General features: G+C 33.9%; 23 protein-coding genes and 1 tRNA gene. 20 read left to right on the top strand and 4 right to left on the bottom strand.

Features of this window, described 5'->3' with window-relative positions:
* Position 1 precedes the first annotated feature (1 nt).
* From CA2559_RS13385 to ftsY, 6 genes are all read left to right on the top strand, one after another.
* Positions 2 to 334, top strand: a complete 333-nt coding sequence (locus tag CA2559_RS13385) for a hypothetical protein (protein WP_013188454.1) — start codon at positions 2 to 4, stop codon at positions 332 to 334.
* Positions 334 to 1,581 carry a competence/damage-inducible protein A gene (locus CA2559_RS13380; RefSeq protein WP_013188453.1) on the top strand — a complete coding sequence of 416 codons (1,248 nt, stop codon included), beginning with the start codon at positions 334 to 336 and terminating at the stop codon, positions 1,579 to 1,581. The genes CA2559_RS13385 and CA2559_RS13380 overlap by 1 nt, the downstream gene beginning before the upstream one ends.
* An 84-nt stretch (positions 1,582 to 1,665) precedes the next feature.
* Entirely contained in the window at positions 1,666 to 1,905 is a 240-nt protein-coding gene (rpmB, locus tag CA2559_RS13375) for a 50S ribosomal protein L28 (RefSeq protein WP_013188452.1), read from the top strand.
* Positions 1,906 to 1,925: 20 nt separating this feature from the next.
* Positions 1,926 to 2,108: a 50S ribosomal protein L33 gene (gene rpmG, locus CA2559_RS13370; RefSeq protein WP_013188451.1), complete on the top strand. Its 183-nt coding sequence runs from the start codon at positions 1,926 to 1,928 to the stop codon at positions 2,106 to 2,108.
* Between the two features lie 6 nt (positions 2,109 to 2,114).
* Entirely contained in the window at positions 2,115 to 2,267 is a 153-nt protein-coding gene (locus CA2559_RS13725) for a DUF4295 domain-containing protein (RefSeq protein ID WP_013188450.1), read from the top strand.
* Positions 2,268 to 2,387: 120 nt separating this feature from the next.
* Entirely contained in the window at positions 2,388 to 3,341 is a 954-nt protein-coding gene (gene ftsY, locus CA2559_RS13365; RefSeq protein ID WP_013188449.1) for a signal recognition particle-docking protein FtsY, read from the top strand.
* A gap of 8 nt (positions 3,342 to 3,349) precedes the next feature.
* Here ftsY and CA2559_RS13360 read toward each other — a convergent pair whose 3' ends face one another.
* A complete protein-coding gene (locus CA2559_RS13360; RefSeq protein WP_013188448.1) occupies positions 3,350 to 4,459 on the bottom strand; it encodes a serine hydrolase domain-containing protein in 1,110 nt (369 codons plus the stop codon).
* Positions 4,460 to 4,577: 118 nt separating this feature from the next.
* On the opposite strand from CA2559_RS13360, the gene rimO reads away from it, so the two are divergent.
* Together rimO and CA2559_RS13350 are read left to right on the top strand one after the other, a co-directional pair.
* On the top strand, positions 4,578 to 5,885 hold the full coding sequence (rimO, locus tag CA2559_RS13355; RefSeq protein ID WP_013188447.1) for a 30S ribosomal protein S12 methylthiotransferase RimO: 1,308 nt from the start codon (positions 4,578 to 4,580) through the stop codon (positions 5,883 to 5,885).
* A 13-nt stretch (positions 5,886 to 5,898) separates the two neighbouring features.
* Positions 5,899 to 7,131 carry a hypothetical protein gene (locus CA2559_RS13350; protein ID WP_013188446.1) on the top strand — a complete coding sequence of 411 codons (1,233 nt, stop codon included), beginning with the start codon at positions 5,899 to 5,901 and terminating at the stop codon, positions 7,129 to 7,131.
* Positions 7,132 to 7,134: 3 nt separating this feature from the next.
* Here CA2559_RS13350 and CA2559_RS13345 read toward each other — a convergent pair whose 3' ends face one another.
* Positions 7,135 to 7,626 (bottom strand): metallophosphoesterase family protein, encoded by a 492-nt coding sequence (locus tag CA2559_RS13345; RefSeq protein ID WP_013188445.1) that lies wholly within the window; start codon positions 7,624 to 7,626, stop codon positions 7,135 to 7,137.
* A gap of 175 nt (positions 7,627 to 7,801) precedes the next feature.
* On the opposite strand from CA2559_RS13345, the gene truA reads away from it, so the two are divergent.
* Complete coding sequence (gene truA, locus CA2559_RS13340; protein ID WP_013188444.1) at positions 7,802 to 8,578, top strand: tRNA pseudouridine(38-40) synthase TruA; 777 nt, start codon at positions 7,802 to 7,804, stop codon at positions 8,576 to 8,578.
* Positions 8,578 to 10,341 (top strand): ABC transporter ATP-binding protein, encoded by a 1,764-nt coding sequence (locus tag CA2559_RS13335; protein WP_013188443.1) that lies wholly within the window; start codon positions 8,578 to 8,580, stop codon positions 10,339 to 10,341. The genes truA and CA2559_RS13335 overlap by 1 nt, the downstream gene beginning before the upstream one ends.
* 31 nt (positions 10,342 to 10,372) lie before the next feature.
* Here the strand turns inward: CA2559_RS13335 and cdaA are convergent, their stop codons facing one another.
* Together cdaA and folP are read right to left on the bottom strand one after the other, a co-directional pair.
* Positions 10,373 to 11,152, bottom strand: a complete 780-nt coding sequence (gene cdaA, locus CA2559_RS13330) for a diadenylate cyclase CdaA (RefSeq protein WP_013188442.1) — start codon at positions 11,150 to 11,152, stop codon at positions 10,373 to 10,375.
* A gap of 123 nt (positions 11,153 to 11,275) precedes the next feature.
* Positions 11,276 to 12,127, bottom strand: a complete 852-nt coding sequence (gene folP / locus CA2559_RS13325; RefSeq protein WP_013188441.1) for a dihydropteroate synthase — start codon at positions 12,125 to 12,127, stop codon at positions 11,276 to 11,278.
* A 174-nt stretch (positions 12,128 to 12,301) separates the two neighbouring features.
* On the opposite strand from folP, the gene CA2559_RS13320 reads away from it, so the two are divergent.
* The 10 genes from CA2559_RS13320 to CA2559_RS13275 all read left to right on the top strand — a co-directional run bounded on the left by CA2559_RS13320 (position 12,302) and on the right by CA2559_RS13275 (position 19,765).
* Positions 12,302 to 12,841 carry a DUF1599 domain-containing protein gene (locus tag CA2559_RS13320; protein WP_013188440.1) on the top strand — a complete coding sequence of 180 codons (540 nt, stop codon included), beginning with the start codon at positions 12,302 to 12,304 and terminating at the stop codon, positions 12,839 to 12,841.
* Between the two features lie 10 nt (positions 12,842 to 12,851).
* The gene (locus CA2559_RS13315; protein ID WP_013188439.1) at positions 12,852 to 13,946 is read left to right on the top strand and encodes a BT_3928 family protein; all 1,095 of its coding nucleotides are present in this window, start codon (positions 12,852 to 12,854) and stop codon (positions 13,944 to 13,946) included.
* Between the two features lie 10 nt (positions 13,947 to 13,956).
* On the top strand, positions 13,957 to 15,030 hold the full coding sequence (locus tag CA2559_RS13310; protein ID WP_148232825.1) for an ABC transporter permease: 1,074 nt from the start codon (positions 13,957 to 13,959) through the stop codon (positions 15,028 to 15,030).
* A gap of 23 nt (positions 15,031 to 15,053) precedes the next feature.
* Positions 15,054 to 15,539 (top strand): TlpA family protein disulfide reductase, encoded by a 486-nt coding sequence (locus CA2559_RS13305; protein ID WP_041241240.1) that lies wholly within the window; start codon positions 15,054 to 15,056, stop codon positions 15,537 to 15,539.
* Between the two features lie 22 nt (positions 15,540 to 15,561).
* Positions 15,562 to 16,314 (top strand): triose-phosphate isomerase, encoded by a 753-nt coding sequence (tpiA, locus tag CA2559_RS13300; protein ID WP_013188436.1) that lies wholly within the window; start codon positions 15,562 to 15,564, stop codon positions 16,312 to 16,314.
* Between the two features lie 6 nt (positions 16,315 to 16,320).
* Entirely contained in the window at positions 16,321 to 17,151 is an 831-nt protein-coding gene (prmA, locus tag CA2559_RS13295; RefSeq protein ID WP_013188435.1) for a 50S ribosomal protein L11 methyltransferase, read from the top strand.
* Positions 17,152 to 17,189: 38 nt separating this feature from the next.
* Positions 17,190 to 17,465 carry an ATP-dependent Clp protease adaptor ClpS gene (locus CA2559_RS13290; protein WP_013188434.1) on the top strand — a complete coding sequence of 92 codons (276 nt, stop codon included), beginning with the start codon at positions 17,190 to 17,192 and terminating at the stop codon, positions 17,463 to 17,465.
* A gap of 248 nt (positions 17,466 to 17,713) precedes the next feature.
* On the top strand, positions 17,714 to 18,610 hold the full coding sequence (locus CA2559_RS13285; protein ID WP_041241042.1) for a zinc-dependent metalloprotease: 897 nt from the start codon (positions 17,714 to 17,716) through the stop codon (positions 18,608 to 18,610).
* Positions 18,611 to 18,746: 136 nt separating this feature from the next.
* A tRNA-Arg gene (locus tag CA2559_RS13280) sits at positions 18,747 to 18,820 on the top strand.
* 306 nt (positions 18,821 to 19,126) lie between these two features.
* Positions 19,127 to 19,765 (top strand): MCP four helix bundle domain-containing protein, encoded by a 639-nt coding sequence (locus CA2559_RS13275; protein WP_013188432.1) that lies wholly within the window; start codon positions 19,127 to 19,129, stop codon positions 19,763 to 19,765.
* The last annotated feature ends 5 nt before the right edge of the window (positions 19,766 to 19,770 follow it).

The following is a 19,770-nucleotide window of genomic DNA, read 5'->3' as shown; positions in this document are numbered from 1 at the left end:
TATGTACAACCTAAACGATATAAAGGATATTGCAAATGGTGATCAGGAGTTCTTAAGAACACTTATAAAGACGTTTATTGTTGAGGTGCCGCCAGATGCTAATGGTCTTTCTGAAGCCGTGGAAAACGGAAATGCAGCCTTGGCATACCAATATGCACATAAGCTAAAGCCTAACTTAAAATCTTTTGGTTTAAACCTAGATTTTGAGATTGGTGTAATTGAGAATTGGTCTGAGCGAAAAACAGAGCAGGAAAATGCGGCTAAAGCATCTTTAGCAATAAGCTCTACAATTCACAAAGTAATTAAGTCACTTAGGGAAGATTACAGTTTATAATGAATGCAGAGATAATAACTATTGGCGATGAGATTCTCATAGGTCAAATTGTAGATACTAATTCTGTCTTTATTTCAAAAGAACTTAATAAAATAGGTGTTTCTGTGTATCAGATCTCATCTATTCAGGACGACCGTCAGCATATTTTAAATGCTCTTGAAGAGGCGTCAAGTCGTGCAGATATAATTTTAATAACAGGTGGCTTAGGGCCTACCAAAGACGATATCACTAAGCATACTTTATGTGAATATTTTAACGATACTTTAGTTGAAAATAAAGATGTTTTAAATCACGTAGAGCATTTGTTTGAAAACTATGTAAAACAACAAATTTTAGACTCAAATAGAATGCAGGCATTGGTGCCTTCTAAAGCAACTGTTTTACATAATCAATTTGGAACAGCTCCAGGAATTTGGATAGAAAAAGATAATAAAGTATACGTATCTATGCCTGGCGTGCCTTATGAAATGAAAGGCTTAATTGAGTCTGAAGTTATTCCACGACTTCAACAAAAGTACAAGCGCCCATTTATTCTTCACAAAACAGTGCTTACATATGGCTTAGGAGAAAGTATTATAGCAGATAAAATAGAAGATTGGGAAACTAATCTTCCAAAATTTATAAAACTTGCTTATTTGCCAAGTTTAGGTAAGGTAAGGTTACGCTTAACAGCTAAAGGAGACGATGAGGAAATTTTAAAGACAGAGATAGAACGCCAAATAGTTAGTCTGCATAAACTTATAGGAGATATTATTTTTGGATACGAAGGAGAAGATAGTATAGAGCAAGAAATAGGTAAGCTATTAGCTACTAAAAATGCAACACTGTCTTTAGCAGAAAGTTGTACTGGAGGATTAATAGCTTCTAGGTTTACTGCAAATCCAGGTGCGTCTTCTTATTTTGTTGGAGGTATGGTAACCTATGCTACCCAATCTAAAGAAGCCTTATTAGGTATAGATATGGCATTTATAACAAAATATGGTGTTGTAAGTGAAGCAGTTGCAAAAGAAATGGCAGATAAGGTAAAACAAAAGTTTAATAGTGAATATTCAATTTCTGTAACAGGAGTTGCAGGACCCACAAAAGGAGATAGTAAACAAGAGGTTGGTACAGTTTTTATTGGCGTTTCTTCTCCTGAAGAAACCAAGGTTCATAAATTTAATTTTGGTAACCACAGAGAAAAAACTACTCGAAAGGCTGTGAACAAGGCATTAGAGTTGCTATTGAAAGATTTGCAAAAACTATAAAATATTTTCTCATAAATAGTTGCCAGTCTTATAAGATTTCTTAATTTTGCAATCTGTTTTGAAATAACGCTAAACAATAGAAACATGTCAAGAGTTTGTGAACTTACAGGAAAAAGAGCGATGGTTGGAAACAACGTATCGCACGCAATGAACAAGACCAAGCGTAAATTTAACGTTAACTTGATCAAAAAGCGTTTCTACATCCCAGAAGAGGATAAGTGGATGACCCTAAAAATATCAACGTCTGCTTTAAAGACTATCAACAAGAAAGGGATTTCAGCAGTAATAAAGGAGGCCCGAGCTAAAGGGTTTTTAAACCAATAAGACCGTCAAAGTTTTAAGATATGGCAAAGAAAGGCAATAGAGTACAAGTGATTTTGGAGTGCACAGAGCACAAGGATTCTGGTAAACCAGGAACGTCTCGTTACATCACTACCAAGAACAAGAAAAATACACCGGACAGATTAGAGATTAAGAAATTTAATCCTATCCTACGTAAAATGACAATTCACAAGGAGATAAAATAATTTACCATGGCAAAGAAATCAGTAGCAAGTTTACAGACAGGATCTAAGCGATTAACTAAAGCCATTAAAATGGTGAAGTCGCCTAAGACAGGAGCTTATACATTTGTTGAGTCTGTAATGGACCCAGACAGTGTGAATGACTTTTTCGCTAAGAAATAAGTCTTACTATAATATTTGTATTTAGCCGTTTCTAAAACAGAAACGGCTTTTTCTATTTTAGTATATTTGCAATACAAATACTTAACAATATAACCGCCTCTTGGCTTTCCGGTTTTAACTATGGCATTATTTAAAAACTTATTCTCTAAAGAAAAAAAAGAAACCTTAGATAAAGGATTAGAAAAAAGTAAATCTTCTTTCTTTGGTAAATTATCTAAAGCAGTTGCAGGAAAATCTAAAGTAGATGATGATGTTCTAGATGAACTTGAAGAAATTCTTGTAGCTAGTGATGTTGGTGTTACTACAACTATAAAAATCATCAAACGTATTGAAGAACGCGTTGCTAAAGATAAATATCTTGGTACAGATGAGCTTAATCTTATTCTTAGAGAAGAAATTGCAGGTCTTTTAAGCGAAACAGAAACCGATTCTAAATTAGGTTTTCATATTCCGGAAGGTAAAAAACCATATGTAATAATGGTTGTTGGTGTTAATGGTGTAGGTAAGACTACAACTATTGGTAAACTGGCACATCAATTTAAAAGTCAAGGTAAGAATGTTGTATTGGGCGCAGCAGATACGTTTAGAGCTGCCGCTATAGACCAACTCCAAGTTTGGGCAGACCGTACAGGTGTTCCTATTGTTAAACAGCAAATGGGAAGTGACCCAGCATCTGTTGCTTTTGAAACTGTGCAAGAAGCTGTGAAACAAAATGCAGATGTAGTCTTAGTTGATACTGCAGGTCGTTTACATAACAAGGTAAACCTTATGAATGAGTTAAGTAAGGTTAAACGTGTAATGCAGAAAGTTGCAGATAATGTACCAGATGAAGTGTTGTTAGTTTTAGATGGCTCTACAGGACAAAATGCATTTGAGCAGGCTAAACAATTTACTGCAGCTACAGAAGTTACAAGTCTTGCTATTACAAAATTAGATGGTACTGCTAAAGGTGGTGTTGTTATTGGTATTAGTGACCAGTTTCAAATTCCTGTAAAATATATTGGAGTAGGAGAAGGTATTGAAGATCTTCAAGCCTTCGATAAATTTGAATTTGTAGACTCTTTTTTCAAATAAAGAACTGTTTAATCACCAAATACAAGGTTTAATTTTTCCCATAACTCATTGTCATAACCAGATGGTCCTTGTAGTTCAGCGTCAGATGCGTCTCCCATTCTTACAATCACTAAGTCTTTGCTAGGTATAACATAAAGTTTCTGATCGTTTTTACCTAAACCAGCAACAAGATCTGCTGGAGCATTTGGAATAAGCTCTCCGTTAAATGTAGCGTTTAAAGTAGGCAATTTGTAAGTAGACTTTCCATTAAGCCACCATAAATAACCGTAAGCTGGATTTAATTCTTGCGAGGATGTTTGGCTTTCTGTAACAAGTTCTGCAGAAAGTAATTCTTCTGTATTCCAAATACCTTTGCTTAAATTTAATAACCCAAATCTTGCCATGCTTCTCGCTGTGCTAAAATATACCCTTACATAACCAAGCTGAATCCAAGCTCCATTCATACCAATTTTATTCTTCAAATTAGTCTCGAAGTATGAATCAAAACCATCTGGGATAGCATTATTTAAAACTGGTTGTAATAATGAGTAAAATGCATTGTGATAATACCAATTGGTGTCAGGATCATTTAAATAATTTAAACATTCAGGGTCTGTACAAGAAGTATTTTCAACAGTAAAATCGCCGCCAGAAGTCATTGTCATTTGGTGCCTTATGGTAATATTCTGTTCCTGTTCTGGTGTCATATTAGTCCACCCAACTCCTAAATAACTAGTTGTCGGATCATCTAAATGAATTAAGTTGTTTTCTGCAGCTTGTAAAATAAAGAACGCTGTAAGTGTCTTACCTGCAGAGTTCCAAGGTAAATTATCTGAAGCTTCACTGTTATTGTAATACTTTTCTAATATTATTTTGCCTTTGCTTAATATTATAAAAGCTTTAGTACCGCTTTGTACTAGAAATTCGTCTAAAACATCAATATTTTCTGTGTGCCAACCTAAAGATTCTGGTGTAGCTGTATCCCAGTTTTCAGAATTAATAGGCGGAAAATATAATGTGCTATTGGTTGGTGTTTCAGGTGTCTCTTCAGTAGGATTTTCAGTTTCATCAACAAAATCTGTAGAGCTAGTGCAGCTCAAGCTAAAGACTATTAAATAAAAGAGATAAATTGCTTTCATAAGTGTTTGACAGCTAAGATATAAAATAGTTTAATGCTCACGCTAAAGTTAACACGTTCGAATTCGCTCTTCTAAATTTAAGGCGCTATCTTTGCACACATTTTTTTCAATATAAGCAATGCGTACAAAAACAAGGAAAAAGAACAAGATTAACGTTATCACTTTAGGCTGTAGTAAGAATGTTTACGACAGTGAGGTGCTAATGGGACAGCTAAAGGCTAACAATAAAGATGTTGTTCATGAGGAAGAAGGTAATGTAGTGGTCATTAATACGTGTGGCTTTATAGATAACGCTAAAGAGCAAAGTGTAAATACCATATTAGATGCTGTAAAGCAAAAAGAAGAAGGTATTATAGATAAAGTCTTTGTTACAGGCTGTTTGTCTGAACGCTATAAGCCAGACTTGCAAAAAGATATTCCAGAAGTAGATCAATATTTTGGAACTACAGAGTTGCCAAGTCTTTTAAAAGCATTGGGAGCAGATTATAAACATGAATTAGTCGGTGAGCGTGTAACCACAACTCCAAAGAACTATGCTTATTTAAAGATAGCCGAAGGTTGTGATAGGCCTTGTTCATTTTGTGCAATTCCTTTAATGAGAGGTAAACACAGATCTACTCCTATTGAGGATATTGTAGCAGATGCTAAAAGCCTTGCAGCAAACGGAGTAAAGGAACTTATTCTTATTGCTCAAGACCTTACTTATTATGGCTTAGATTTATATAAGAAGAGAAATCTTGCAGAGCTGTTAAGAGAGCTTGTTAAGGTTGAAGGTATTGAGTGGATAAGATTACACTACGCATTTCCAACAGGATTCCCTATGGATGTTTTAGATGTTATGAATGAGGAGCCTAAAATTTGTAATTATTTAGATATACCGCTTCAACACATATCAGATAAGATTCTTAAGTCTATGCGTCGAGGTACAACACAGGAGAAAACCACTAAGCTACTTAAAGAATTTAGAGCTAAGGTGCCTACTATGGCAATTAGGACTACTTTAATAGTTGGATACCCAGGCGAAACTGAAGAAGATTTCCAAATTCTTAAGCAATGGGTTAAAGATATGCGTTTTGAGCGTTTAGGGTGTTTTACCTATTCCCACGAAGAAAACACGCACGCCTATAATTTAGAGGATGATGTTCCGGAAGATGTAAAGCAAGATAGAGCTAACCAGATTATGGAAATTCAAGGACAAATATCTTGGGAACTTAACCAGCAGCATATTGGTAAGGAGTTTAAGGTTGTTATAGATAGAAAAGAAGGTGGCTATTTTGTAGGAAGAACAGAATTTGATTCTCCAGATGTAGATAATGAAGTATTAATAGATGCTGAAAAACACTACCTGAAAACTGCAGAGTTTGTAACTGTAAAAATTACTGAAGCTTCAGATTTCGATTTGTATGCAGAACCAGTTATCAATTAAACGTTTCTAAATTATGATAAGGTTTACAGGTTTCTTTTTACTTATATTAAGTTTAATCTCTTGTAAAAACAGCTCTAAGGAAAAGTTAGAGAATATTGAAAACCCCAATTCTAACACAACAACGGTTGAGTTGTTTTCAATGCAGTTGGCCTCCAAAAGTTTAACACCTTATCTTTTAGCTACAGATGAAGATGTGTATGTGAGTTGGCAAGAAACTGAAAATGACAGTGTATTCAAACTCAAATATGCTAAGTTGGGCAACACTTCATTTTCTACTCCAGAAACCATAACTCAAGGTAGTAACTGGTTTGTGAATTGGGCAGATTATCCAGTAATTTCAGGAAATGACAATCTGTTTTTAGCACACACGTTGCAAAAATCTGCTACAGGAATTTATACCTATGATGTTATGCTTAACAGAAAAGTTAAGGATTCGTCTTGGTCACAGTCGTTTAAACTTCATAAGGATAATGTTGAAGCAGAACACGGTTTTGTGTCTATGTTGCCTATGCCAGACCAAGAGTTTTTTGTAACCTGGTTAGATGGTCGTCATACAGTAAATGTTTCTGAAGATAAACGCGCAATGACAATTCGTGGAGCTTTTGTAACACCTGAAGGTGAAATTTACAATAGTGTTGAGCTCGATGGCAAAGTGTGCGATTGTTGCCAAACAACTGCTGCACTTACAGCTAATGGTCCCGTTGTTATTTATAGAGATAGGAGCGATGCTGAGGTACGAGATATGAGTATTGTAAGATTTGTAAATGATACGTGGACAAGTCCTAAAACACTATATAATGACAACTGGAAAATAAATGGCTGTCCTGTAAATGGACCACGTGCGGCATCAATAGAAAACACTTTGGTAGTAGCTTGGTTTGCGGCACCTAATGAAGCCTCACAAGTAAATGTGATTTTCTCTGAAGACGCTGGAGAGCATTTTTTGAAACCTATTAAGGTAGATTTGGGTAACCCTAATGGTCGTGTAGATGTAGATTTAATAAATGAGCAAACAGCAATAGTAAGTTGGTTAGAAGACGCATCTATATATGCAAGAACAGTTTCTAAAGATGGTAAATTAGGAAAGGTGGTTACAATTTCAGATACTTCAGAAAAACGATCTAGTGGTTTTCCTCAACTCGAAATTTTTAAGGATCGCGTATTTGTTGCTTGGACCAAAGTTACTAATGAAAAAGGTAGTAAAATACAAGTTGGTCAATTGCCATTAAATTCATTTTTAGATTAGTTTTTAACGTTTAAGCTCTACAACTTCCAAATCTGAAATAGTTGCATTGTCAACTTTAAAGCGAAGCATTGTTCTCACCTTATGAAAACCGTGCTTTCCAATAGCACCAGGATTCATATGAAGACAGTTTAGGTTTTTGTCATTCATTACTTTTAAAATGTGAGAGTGCCCACATATAAATAACTTGGGTTGTTCGCGTTTTAAAATAGGGTAAACTCTCGGTTTGTAGGTTCCAGGATAGCCACCTATATGTGTCATATATACTTTCACGCCTTCAACAGTAAAAACAGAATCTAAGGGAAACTCTTGTCTTGCTTTGGTGTCATCTATATTACCATACACAGCTCGTAGTGGTTTAAGCTTTGCAATAGTGTCTGTTACTTTTAAATCACCAATATCTCCAGCGTGCCAAACTTCATCTGCTTGCTTTACATATTTAATAATAGTATCATCAATATGACTATGTGTATCACTAAGTAATAAAATGTGTTTCAAGGCTAAAATTTTAAAAACAAAATAACAATAAATTCAGCATTTCAAGTCTTAATTATAGCCAAGAGATTAGATAAATTGTATGTGAGCCTTTATAATTGTAATCAATACCAAAGCCTATTACTCCTTAAGGTATATGCCTTATCTTTGCATTTCTATATTGTATTAAAGTAAAATTTTGCGCTACTTCTTAGACATAGCTTATAATGGAAAACCCTATCATGGTTTTCAAAGACAACCCGAAGATATCTCTGTGCAAGAGGTGTTAGAGGATGCTATAGCAGTATATTTTCAAAAAGCTGTTACTATTTTTGGTGCAGGCAGAACAGATACAGGTGTTCATGGTAAACAATTAATAGCGCATTTTGACAGTGATACTACTATAAATGAATCACAGTTTTTATATAAGCTGAATAAATTGTTGCCAGATAGTGTAGCTGTTCGAGATGTTTATCTTGTAAATAGTGAAGCACACGCAAGGTTTGATGCTATGGCTAGAGAGTATGAATATGTGGTGACTACAAGAAAAGATCCTTTCTTGTCTGAAAGTGCATTGTACATTATTAAGCCATTAGATGTAGAAGCAATGAATACTGCAGCCAAAGTTCTGTTAGAGTATACAGACTTTGAGTGTTTTTCTAAGGTTAAGACAGATGTAAAAACCTTTAATTGTAAGATTACCTACGCGCATTGGTCACAACATGGACATAAACTCGTCTTTACTATACGAGCAGATCGGTTTTTAAGAAATATGGTGAGAGCAATTGTTGGTACGTTATTAGAAGTAGGACTTGGTAAACGTTTACCAGGAAGTATACACGATATAATTGCAAGCAAAAATAGAGGTGAAGCAGGAAAGTCTGTTGCTGCACAAGGTCTGTATCTTACAAAGGTATTGTATCCAGACTGTATTAAAAATTTATCATTAACAAGAGAAGAATTTACATATAACTAATGGGAAAAGAATCTGGAAATGCATTTGATTTTAGGTTGTTTAAGCGATTGCTTAAATACACAAACCCGTATAGATTAACGTTATACTTTGTAGCATTTTCTGCAATTGCATTATCGGCATTTGGAGTATTAAGACCAATCTTACTTAAACTTACGATAGATGAGTCTATAGTAAATACTAGCATGGAAAACTTAATTTTCTATGTGAGTTTAATGATTGGAGTCTTAATCTTTGAAGTAATTTTTCAGTTTTGTTTTATTTATTACGCCAACTGGTTAGGGCAGGAAGTTATTAGAGATTTAAGAGTTAACCTATTTAGGCATATGCTTAAATTTAGAATGGCTTATTTCGATAAATCTGCCGTTGGTCGGTTAGTAACTCGTGCAGTAAGTGATATAGAAACTATTGCAGGTATATTTAGCCAAGGTTTGTTTATGATAATTGCAGACCTTCTTAAAATGGTTGCTGTTCTTGGTGTTATGTTGTATTGGAGCTGGAAGTTAACATTAATTGTACTTATTGTTCTTCCGTTTATTCTTTATGCTACGCGCATTTTTCAGAAGAAAATGAAATCTGCTTTTGAGGAAGTGAGAACACAAGTTTCTAACCTAAACTCTTTTGTACAAGAGCGTATTACGGGAATGAAGATTGTTCAAATCTTTGCTAGGGAAGAAACAGAATATAAAAACTTTAAGGTTATAAATGACAAGCATAGAAAAGGTTGGATAAAAACCGTTTGGTACAACTCTATCTTTTTTCCAATTGCAGAAATTGCTTCTTCTATAACTATTGGTCTTATTTTCTGGTATGGCGGTTTACGTGTGTTAGAAAGCGATGCTATTTCTTTAGGGGTTATTGTTATGTTTATGGAGTTGGTACAAATGTTCTTTAGACCACTTCGTCAAATAGCAGACAAGTTTAACACCTTACAAATGGGAATGGTGGCTACAAACCGTGTGTTTGGAATTTTAGACACACATTCTTCAATAGATGATGAAGGTAGTACAGTGTTAAGCGGAATTAAAGGAGATATAAGTTTTAAAGATGTAAAGTTTAGCTACGTTGAACATGAAGAGGTTTTAAAAGGCATCTCGTTTGATGCTGAAGCAGGAGAAACCATTGCCATTGTTGGAGCAACAGGTGCCGGAAAATCTACAGTAATTAATTTATTAAGCCGATTATACGATATAAAATCTGGTGAGATTCTGGTTGATGGTATAAATATTAAAGATGCAACATTAGTATCCTTAAGGAAGGAGATAGCGGTTGTACTACAAGATGTTTTCTTATTTGCAGATACTATTTTAAATAATATAACATTAAATAATCCTGAGGTTACAGAAGAGCAAGTTATACAAGCTTCAAAAGAAATTGGGGTGCATGATTTTATTTCAACTCTTCCTAACGGGTATCATTATAATGTAAAAGAACGTGGTGTAATGTTATCTTCTGGACAGCGCCAGCTCATTGCATTCTTACGAGCGTATGTTAGCAATCCTAGTATATTGGTATTAGACGAGGCAACCTCTTCAGTAGATAGTTATAGCGAGCAACTCATACAAGATGCTACAGATAAAATAACTAAGGGAAGAACATCTATCGTAATTGCACACCGCTTAGCCACTATTAAAAAAGCTGATAGAATCTTAGTTATGGATGCTGGTAAAATTGTAGAGCAAGGCACACACAAGCAATTATTAAAGAAAGAAAATGGCTATTACAAAAATTTGTACGAAGTACAGTTTATGGAAGAGGCAATTTAGAATCTTTAAATAGGTTAGTTGTTAAGCGTCATTAAGAAAGATCTTCTTTAAGCTTTAATTTAAGATCTTTTAAATCTTCAAACATTGCAAAATCGCCGTCTTTAAGATAAGATATTTGGCCGCTTTCTTCACTTACAACTAAAGCAATAGCATCAGTTTTTTCTGTGATTCCTACAGCTGCACGATGACGTAAGCCAAACCTTAAAGGAATTTTCCTGTCGTTACTAACTGGTAAAATAGCTCTTGTAGCAGTAATAAGATTGCCTTCAATTATTAACGCACCGTCATGTAGTGTGCTGTTTTTGTAAAAGATAGATTCAATAATAGGTTTGTTAACCTCAATATTCATTTCATCACCAGTATTCTTTACAAACTCCAAGTTGGTGCTTCGTTGTATAATAATTAAAGCTCCAGTCTTGCTCTTACCCATATTATCGCAAGCATCTACAATGGCATCGATATCTGTCTCTGTTTCCTTAGAGCGTCTCATAAATTTAAACTGCCGAATTAAATTTCGTTTTGCGCCAAAATTTGTTGAGCCTATCATTAATAAAAACTTCCTAATCTCTTGCTGAAATACCACGATGAGACCAAAAATACCTACGCCTATAAATTGACCTAGTACATTACTAAGCATTTCCATTTCTAGAAATTGCGTAAGTTTCCACACCAAGTAGATAATTACGATACCAATAAAGATATTAATGGCAACAGTACCCTTTACTAATTTATAAATATAGTAGAGTAGGACAGCAACCAGTAGAATATCTACAATGTCTAATATACGAAGCTCTAAAAAATTGAAATCCATAGTAAATGAAAGTGTCCTATTGTTAGCTCTAAAATAGGAATTCTTTCAAATGTAATGGGAATTTTTGAGTTTCGCATTGTCTGCGAGATCTAAAAATTAAGAAGGTTTTTTAATTGAAGGCTTTTAATTGCTTTTAAGCGCATTATAAAGTGTTATCACTTCCATAGCTTCTTTAACATCATGAACACGTAAGATATTACTGCCTTGTTGTAATGCCCAAGCGTGCATAGCTGTAGTGCCATTTAAAGCTTTTGATGCTGTAGTGTTTAAGGTTTTGTAAATAGTAGATTTTCTTGAAAGCCCTACTAACATTGGCAATCCAGTAATATTAAAACTATCTAGATGGTCTAAAAGCTCAAAATTTTGTTCACGTGTTTTAGAGAAGCCAAAACCTACATCTAAGATGATATCATTTATTCCTAAAGTGTTTGCTTCAGAAATTTTTTCAGAAAAATAGAAAAGAATATCTTTAGTAAGATTGTCATAATTAGTGTTACTTGTCATTGTTTGCGGAGTACCTTTCATATGCATCATAATATAAGGAACTTGCAATGTAGCAACTGTTGGCATCATCTCTTTGTCTAATTGTCCTGCAGAAATATCATTTACGAGACTGGCGCCAGCGTTTACACAAGCTTTTGCTATAGAGCTTCTAAAAGTATCTATAGATATAAGAGCTTCAGGAAATGTTTTACTAATAGCTTCGATTACTGGGACACTTCGCTCTAGTTCTTCCGTTTCAGAAACATCATCTGCGTTTGGTCTACTGCTGTAAGCACCAACATCAATAAATGTTGCGCCATTTGTAAGCATATGTTCAACATGTTTTAAAACATCAGATAGTTTTGAATAGGTACCGCCATCGTAAAAAGAATCTGGTGTCACATTTAAAATTCCCATCACTTTAGGTGACTTTAAATCTATTAAAGAACCGTTGCAATTTATAGTTAAAGATGAGGTGTTGCTAAATGCCATAAGGTGTGAAATAATATTAATAGAAATTATTGGTGTGGTGGTTTAATGTTTCAGATTTGAAATTAAAACTAATGATCTAAATTCAATATACACTTATCACAAAGTTAGGTATACTTTTTAATTCGAACTTCGTACTTTTACAAGGAACTTAACAATGACTAACGCATCTTCAACATGCAAGATACTTCAACGCAATACGACGCAATTATAACGACCTGTCGTACCCTTTTTAAAAATAAAATGAGCGATTATGGTAGTGCTTGGCGCATCTTAAGATTACCATCTTTAACAGATCAAATATTTATAAAGGCGCAACGTATTAGAGGTTTGCAGCAAAATGCTGAGCAAAAAGTAGATGAAGGTCAAGAGTCTGAGTTTATCGGTATCATTAATTATTGTGCAATGGCTCTTATACAGATAGAGCTTGGTGTTATAGAGCAGCCAGATTTAGATTTAGAAAAAGCAGTAGCCTTGTATGATGAGAAAATTAGTGAAACTAAAACCTTAATGATGAATAAGAATCACGACTATGGTGAAGCTTGGCGTGATATGAGAGTTAGTTCTTTAACAGATTTAATTTTACAGAAATTACTTAGGGTAAAACAAATAGAAGATAATCAAGGTAAAACTTTAGTAAGTGAAGGTATAGATGCAAATTATCAGGATATGATAAATTACGCTGTCTTTGCTATGATACATTTAAGCAACAAATAAATATATTAGAATGAAAGTACTAGTTGGCATTGTAAGAATATTTGTAGGAATATTATTTATAATTAGCGGGTTTATAAAGCTTAACGATCCTGTTGGTTTTTCTTATAAACTACAGGAATACTTTAGTCCAGGAGTTTTAGATATTCCATTTTTAGTGCCAATTGCACTTTTTCTAGCAGTATTTTTAGTTGTATTTGAGCTTATTTTAGGTGTCATGCTTATTATAGGGTACAAACCTAAATTTACGGTTTGGAGCCTATTGCTTATGATTCTGTTTTTTACTTTCCTAACATTTTACTCAGCATACTTTAATAAAGTGACAGACTGTGGTTGTTTTGGAGATGCAATGCCACTTACGCCTTGGGAGTCTTTTAGCAAGGATGTAGTGTTGTTAATTATGATAATTCTCCTATTTGTTAAGCGTAAATATATCCAGCCACTAATTCCTAAGTGGACACTTAAGTGGGTTATTTTTGTTGTCTTTATTGGTTGTCTTTGGTTTGCTTACCATGTATTAATGCATTTGCCAGCAATAGATTTTAGAGCTTATAAGGAAGGCGTTAACATACAAGAAGGGATGACTGTTCCCGAAGATGCTCAAGAAGCTATTTATAATTACGCCTGGACTTTTGATGTAAATGGGAAAGAGGTTACTAAAAACACTACAGGAAGTTACCCTAATGTAGATGGAACTTTTCTAGGTGTAGAAACTACACTTTTAGAAGAAGGTTACATTGCACCAATTCACGATTTTAGTCTAGAAAAAAACGATGAAGACTATACAGATGAGATTTTAAATGAGGATAAAGTCCTTATGGTAGTTGCTTATAATTTATCTAAAAGTGAAGCTGCAGGATTAAGAGCAATAACTAACACTGTTAAAAATGCTCAAGCTAAAGGATATAGAGTGATAGGGCTTTCTGCATCTGGAGAAGGAGATGTACAAAAGTTAAAAAGCACCTATAACTTTAATTTCGACTTCTATTTCTGTGATGAAACTGCTATTAAAACCATTGTAAGATCTAATCCTGGATTGGTAACCCTTAAAAAAGGAACCATACAGCAAAAATTACACTGGAATGATGCTGAAGACTTAAACCTTTAATCTTAAATAGGTGGTAAGTTACATCCTAAATAAAATGGGGTACGCAGTACTTACGCTTTTAGGAGTGGTAACCGTAATTTTCTTTTTGTTTACAATTCTTCCAGGAGATCCAGCACAAATGATGTTAGGTCAAAATGAAAGTGAAGAACAATTAGAAATTGTAAGAGCTAAATATGGTTTCGATAAATCTATAGGTACACAATATCTATATTACTTAAATGATTTATCTCCAATTTCATTGCACTCAAAAAATGCTTCAGATTATACTTATCTTTCAGATGGTAAGTATAGTGCTCTGTCAATAGTAAGTTTAGGTAACACAGATCTTGTATTAAAAGCACCATATTTAAGAGAGTCTTTTCAAAAAAGTGGAAAGTCTGTAACATCTGTTATAGGAGATACTTTGCCAAATACTTTTGTGCTAGCAGTGTCTGCAATACTAATTGCAATATGCTTAGGTGTAATTTTAGGAATAATTTCAGCTTTACAAAAAGACACTTGGTTAGATAAGGCCATTCAAATTTTAAGTACACTAGGTATGAGTGTACCTTCATTTTTTAGCGCCATTTTGTTTGCTTGGCTATTTGGGTATGTATTACACCAATACACTAACTTAAATATGACAGGTAGCTTATATGAGCTAGATGATTTTGGAGAACAAAATCATTTAAAACTTAAAAATTTAATACTGCCAGCGATAGTATTAGGGATAAGACCTTTAGCGGTAGTAATTCAATTAATGCGAAACTCCTTGTTAGAAATTTTACAGCAAGATTATATAAGAACTGCTCGAGCAAAAGGCCTAAGAGAGTTTCAAATTATTAAGAAGCACGCCTTAAAAAATGCTTTAAACCCTGTAGTAACTGCAGTTTCTGGTTGGTTTGCATCTATGTTAGCTGGTGCTGTGTTTGTAGAATATATTTTCGGGTGGAATGGTTTAGGTAAAGAAATAGTTGATGCACTAAATACATTAGACCTGCCAATTATAATGGGAGCTGTTTTAGTGATAGCTACAATGTTTATCCTAATCAATATCTTTGTAGATATTATATACGGTTGGTTAGATCCAAAAATAAACACATAAAACAAAACGTAAAATTTAGTGTTATGAAGTACCTGGGAATTATACTTATATGTTTTAGTGTTGGGATTGGCACTCTAAAAGCACAACAATTTCCTGAGAAAGCATTAAATGATACGTTTTTAAATGAAGATGAGACAGTTATATCTTTATCAGAGGTTTTAGAAACTTACAAAGGGAAGACTATTTTAATAGATATATGGGCAACCTGGTGTAGAGATTGTATCGTTGGACTACCAAAATTAGAAGCATTACAACAAAATTTTCCAGACGTAGCTTACGTTTTCATTTCATTTGATAGATCTGTAGAAAATTGGAAAATGGGTATTGAAAAATATAACTTAAACGGCCATCATTATTTTTCGAAAAATGGGTGGAAAAGTAATTTTGCAGCTGCGATAGATCTGGATTGGATTCCGAGATACATAGTAGTAAATTCAAGCGGTGAGATTAGTCTTTATAAGGCTATAAAAGCAGATGACCCTAAATTGATTAAAGCATTACAAGAATAAAAACACATTCAATAAACATATTATGAGAAAGCATATTGTAGCAGGAAACTGGAAAATGAATATGGACTTAGCACAAACGCAGGAACTAATTTCTTCATTAAAATTACAGTTAGTAAAAGAAACAGATGTAGAGATTCTTATTGCACCACCTTTCACTAACCTTTATCCAGCATTTGAAGCGTTAAGAGAAACGCCAATTAAGATAGCTGCCCAAAATATGCACCAAAGTGATAATGGTGCCTTTACTGGAGAGATTTCTGCTAAGATGCTAAAAAGTGTAGGTGTAAAAACTGTTATTTTAGGCCATAGTGAGCGTAGAGCTATGTTCCATGAGTCAAACGAAAGTCTTTCAGAAAAAGTAAATACAGCTATTGCAAACGAGATGACTTCAATTTTCTGTTTTGGAGAAGAATTGGAAGATCGTAAATCAGACAATCATTTTAATGTCGTGAAAAAACAAATTCAAGATGGTTTGTGTCATATTAATGAAAAAGATTGGAGTAGTATTGTTTTAGCCTATGAGCCAGTTTGGGCAATTGGTACTGGAGAGACAGCCTCACCAGAGCAAGCTCAAGACATGCATAAATTTGTAAGAAACTTAATTGCTGAAGAGTATAGTGATGAGGTGGCTCAAAATGTGTCCATATTATATGGTGGTAGTGTTAAACCAAATAATGCCAAAGAAATTTTTAGCCAACCAGACGTAGATGGTGGTCTTATAGGTGGCGCAGCTTTAGATGCTGTAAGCTTTATGCAAATTGTTCACTCTTTTTAATAGTATATGAATTATATAGAATTCAATTTTAAGGTAACACCGCTTCAGCCAGCTTCAGATATTCTTTTAGCAGAATTGGGAGAATTAGGTTTTGATAGCTTTGTAGAGACTGAAGATGGCTTACAAGCTTATATTTTAGAAGAGTACTATAAGGAAGATTTACTTAAGTATGTTTTTGTGCTAAATAATCCAGAGTTTGAGATTACATATAATACAAAGACTATTGAGCAAGTAAACTGGAATGCAGAATGGGAGAAGAATTTCACGCCAATTGTTGTAAGTGACAATTGTAGAGTAAGAGCTCCTTTTCATGACAAAGGCAATGAGGAGTATGATATTATCATAGAGCCTAAAATGTCATTTGGTACAGGTCATCATGCTACAACGCATATGATGATACAGCATATTCTTAAAGATGACTTTATTGGTAAAAAGGTTCTAGATATGGGTTGCGGTACTGCTGTATTAGCAATCCTAGCCGAAATGCGTGGTGCAGGACCATTAGATGCAATAGATATAGACGAATGGTGTTACCTCAATTCAATTGAAAATGCAGAGCGTAATAACTGTACTAAAATTACTGTAGAGCAAGGAGATGCTTCGTTATTAAGTAATAGAAAATATGATATTATTATTGCTAATATAAATAGAAACATATTGCTTAATGATATGAAGACATATGCAAATTGTCTGTCTAAAGATGGTGTTATCTATTTAAGCGGATTTTATGAAGAAGATCTCGATCTTATAAAATCCGAATGCACTAATCAAGGCTTAACCTATGTTAATCATTACGTTAAAGACCAATGGGTAGCTGCAAAATTTATAAAAGACTAATAAGAATTTTTTATCTTTGCACTTGAAGAAGATAGGTTATGAGTCCAGAAGAAAAACTTTTAGAAGCACTAGACATTAAAACAGTTGAGAAAAAGGAGAATGAGATCGTACTCTATAATGACGATGTCAATACTTTTGATCACGTAATAGAAACTCTCATCTCTGCTTGTGATCATCAACCTTTACAAGCAGAACAATGTGCACTTTTGGTTCACTACAAAGGAAAGTGCACGGTAAAATCTGGTTCTTTTAATGATCTTAAACCGAGATGTTCTAAATTGTTGCAAGCTGGTCTAAGCGCAGAAATAGTTTAAATACACATTTACCCCATTAAATTCATAGGCTTTATAGGGCTTGAGCGTTAATTTAACACCAATTAACTCATGTCTAATGCATTATGCTGCTCATTAACATAATCTTAAAATTTTCTTAATATTCAGGTCTGATTTATATTATTCGAATTAAAATTCAGAATTTAGTGTCATAACCACAAATGGTGATGTTGTAACACACCAAAATATTACAAAACCAAACTAAATTTTAATTTAAATTCAAATCAATTATGAAATTCAGAAAATTATTGATCATACCTGCAATCTGCGGGATGGTATTCGTTTCTTGTGAGAAAGATAATGATACAAACAACGCAGAGGTTGCAGACACTAATGAAGTTACAACAGGTTCTCTTGAAACTTTAGGTGTTAATACAGACCTTACCCCAACAAATTTAGATCAAGCTACTTTAGATTTAATTGCTTCTAAACATCTTAGTCCTATCGGAGCTCAAGAAGAGTTAAGATATTTACCAGACGGTACATCAGAAAAAGCTATACGTATAGAAGGTGATATCGTAATGACTAAAGCTGAACTTGAAGAGTTGGAGTTTAATGGTTATTCAAATGAAAATGCTCAATATAGTACTAACGCATTAGTTAGTCCTCAAACAATTACAATTATTGGTTATACTGGTGGAAGCCAGGCGTTAACTAGTAGCGAGCAAACTGCATTACAATGGGCAGTTGCAAACTATAATAGATTAAACCTTAACATCAATTTCTCTTTAACTTTTGGTACAAACTACCAAAACAAAGATATGGTTGTTTACAACAATACTGTAAATAACCCAAGTGGTGCAGGAGGATCTGCAGGTTTCCCAAGTGGAGGAAACCCACATAAATTTGTACAGATTTATGGATTAAGTAACTATAACACAAATGTAATTGAGCACGTTATTACTCACGAAATAGGACACTCTGTAGGATTCCGTCACACAGATTACTTTAGCCGTCAGAGTTGTGGTCAAAATACAAACGAAGGAACTGCAGGAGTTGGTGCTAACCACATCCCAGGAACTCCAACAGGATATGATTCTACGTCTATTATGTTAGCTTGTTTTAGCAGTGGTGAAGATGGAGAGTTTAACAGTAATGATATTACTGCTTTAAACTACCTTTATTAAGCAAAAATCTTAGCACGTGTTACAACACTAAAGCGCTCTTTTAAAGAGCGCTTTTTTTTATTTATTATTTTAAATGTAACAGCTTTTTATTTTAAAAGAAAGTTATATATTTGCACCCGCATTTAATTATGCTAACGGCCGCGTGGCGCAACTGAATAGCGCACTTGATTACGGCTCAAGAGGTTCCAGGTTTGAATCCTGGCGCGGTCACAAAAATTAAACTCCTATTTGCATATTGCTTTTAGGAGTTTTTTTTATGTTTTATCTTTTAACTATTTAATTGAAGTAGGAAGATGAGTTTTGTGTATTAAAAAAACATAGAAGTTTATCTAGTAGTTCCTACAAAATATCAAATATAACACCTAATAATATTCGAGTAATAGTTACTCGAATGAGTATTTATTACCCAGTAATATTATATTCTTATGGTTGTAATTGGTTAAATAACAACTTGTTGTAGTTATGACTGCTTTGTTTGCTTGAATTTTGCATTATGCCATTACTAAATACAATTAAATGGCAACAAAAGAAAAATATAACTTTAGGCAAAAGTTTAATTTAGCACTCGCTTTATTAGCAGTTTTTTTCTTAATCCTCGCAACCAATTTAGTTGATAGGAGGCATTTTGAAACAGCACAAGAAGCACTAACCTCTGTTTATGAAGACCGTGTAGTTGCACAGCATTATATATTTGAGATAAGTACAATTGTTTATCAGAAAGAGCAGCAATTTATTGAAAACAATACCAATAAATGGTCGGTAGAGAATGATGCCCGCATAGAAGAGTTGATGGAGAAATTTGCTGGCACTAAACTTACAACTTCAGAACGTAGACAGTTTGAGTCTTTAAAAGAACATCTTACTACACTAGAGAGAATTGAATTAAAGTATAGAGAAAATTCTATAAATAATAATACTCATGTTATTCCTGAAATATTTAAACATATTAAGAACGACCTTAATGATTTAGCTGAAACACAAATACTTGAAAGCAAAAGTAAAATGTTCTTGGCACAAAAATCTTTAAATACTACAAATCTTCTCTCAAACCTTGAATTAGGATTGCTCATTATAGTTGGTATTGCCATCCAATTTGTTATATTCTATAGAATCAAGAAAACATCGTACGGCTCTAATTTAAAGACTGTCGACTAGTATTA

It is taken from the genome of Croceibacter atlanticus HTCC2559 (assembly GCF_000196315.1).
GTDB lineage: Bacteria > Bacteroidota > Bacteroidia > Flavobacteriales > Flavobacteriaceae > Croceibacter > Croceibacter atlanticus.
This window is presented reverse-complemented; position numbering and strand designations above follow the sequence as displayed.

Coding starts and splice junctions, on each gene's coding strand:
- CA2559_RS13320 (WP_013188440.1), top strand. CDS start 12,302: ATGCAAGATACTTCAACGCAATACGACGCAATTATAACGACCTGTCGT.
- CA2559_RS13380 (WP_013188453.1), top strand. CDS start 334: ATGAATGCAGAGATAATAACTATTGGCGATGAGATTCTCATAGGTCAA.
- folP (WP_013188441.1), bottom strand. CDS start 12,127: ATGGCATTTAGCAACACCTCATCTTTAACTATAAATTGCAACGGTTCT.
- CA2559_RS13725 (WP_013188450.1), top strand. CDS start 2,115: ATGGCAAAGAAATCAGTAGCAAGTTTACAGACAGGATCTAAGCGATTA.
- CA2559_RS13290 (WP_013188434.1), top strand. CDS start 17,190: ATGAGTCCAGAAGAAAAACTTTTAGAAGCACTAGACATTAAAACAGTT.
- CA2559_RS13285 (WP_041241042.1), top strand. CDS start 17,714: ATGAAATTCAGAAAATTATTGATCATACCTGCAATCTGCGGGATGGTA.
- CA2559_RS13385 (WP_013188454.1), top strand. CDS start 2: ATGTACAACCTAAACGATATAAAGGATATTGCAAATGGTGATCAGGAG.
- CA2559_RS13335 (WP_013188443.1), top strand. CDS start 8,578: ATGGGAAAAGAATCTGGAAATGCATTTGATTTTAGGTTGTTTAAGCGA.
- ftsY (WP_013188449.1), top strand. CDS start 2,388: ATGGCATTATTTAAAAACTTATTCTCTAAAGAAAAAAAAGAAACCTTA.
- rpmB (WP_013188452.1), top strand. CDS start 1,666: ATGTCAAGAGTTTGTGAACTTACAGGAAAAAGAGCGATGGTTGGAAAC.
- CA2559_RS13360 (WP_013188448.1), bottom strand. CDS start 4,459: ATGAAAGCAATTTATCTCTTTTATTTAATAGTCTTTAGCTTGAGCTGC.
- CA2559_RS13315 (WP_013188439.1), top strand. CDS start 12,852: ATGAAAGTACTAGTTGGCATTGTAAGAATATTTGTAGGAATATTATTT.
- tpiA (WP_013188436.1), top strand. CDS start 15,562: ATGAGAAAGCATATTGTAGCAGGAAACTGGAAAATGAATATGGACTTA.
- rimO (WP_013188447.1), top strand. CDS start 4,578: ATGCGTACAAAAACAAGGAAAAAGAACAAGATTAACGTTATCACTTTA.
- CA2559_RS13350 (WP_013188446.1), top strand. CDS start 5,899: ATGATAAGGTTTACAGGTTTCTTTTTACTTATATTAAGTTTAATCTCT.
- cdaA (WP_013188442.1), bottom strand. CDS start 11,152: ATGGATTTCAATTTTTTAGAGCTTCGTATATTAGACATTGTAGATATT.
- CA2559_RS13305 (WP_041241240.1), top strand. CDS start 15,054: ATGAAGTACCTGGGAATTATACTTATATGTTTTAGTGTTGGGATTGGC.
- rpmG (WP_013188451.1), top strand. CDS start 1,926: ATGGCAAAGAAAGGCAATAGAGTACAAGTGATTTTGGAGTGCACAGAG.
- prmA (WP_013188435.1), top strand. CDS start 16,321: ATGAATTATATAGAATTCAATTTTAAGGTAACACCGCTTCAGCCAGCT.
- CA2559_RS13275 (WP_013188432.1), top strand. CDS start 19,127: ATGGCAACAAAAGAAAAATATAACTTTAGGCAAAAGTTTAATTTAGCA.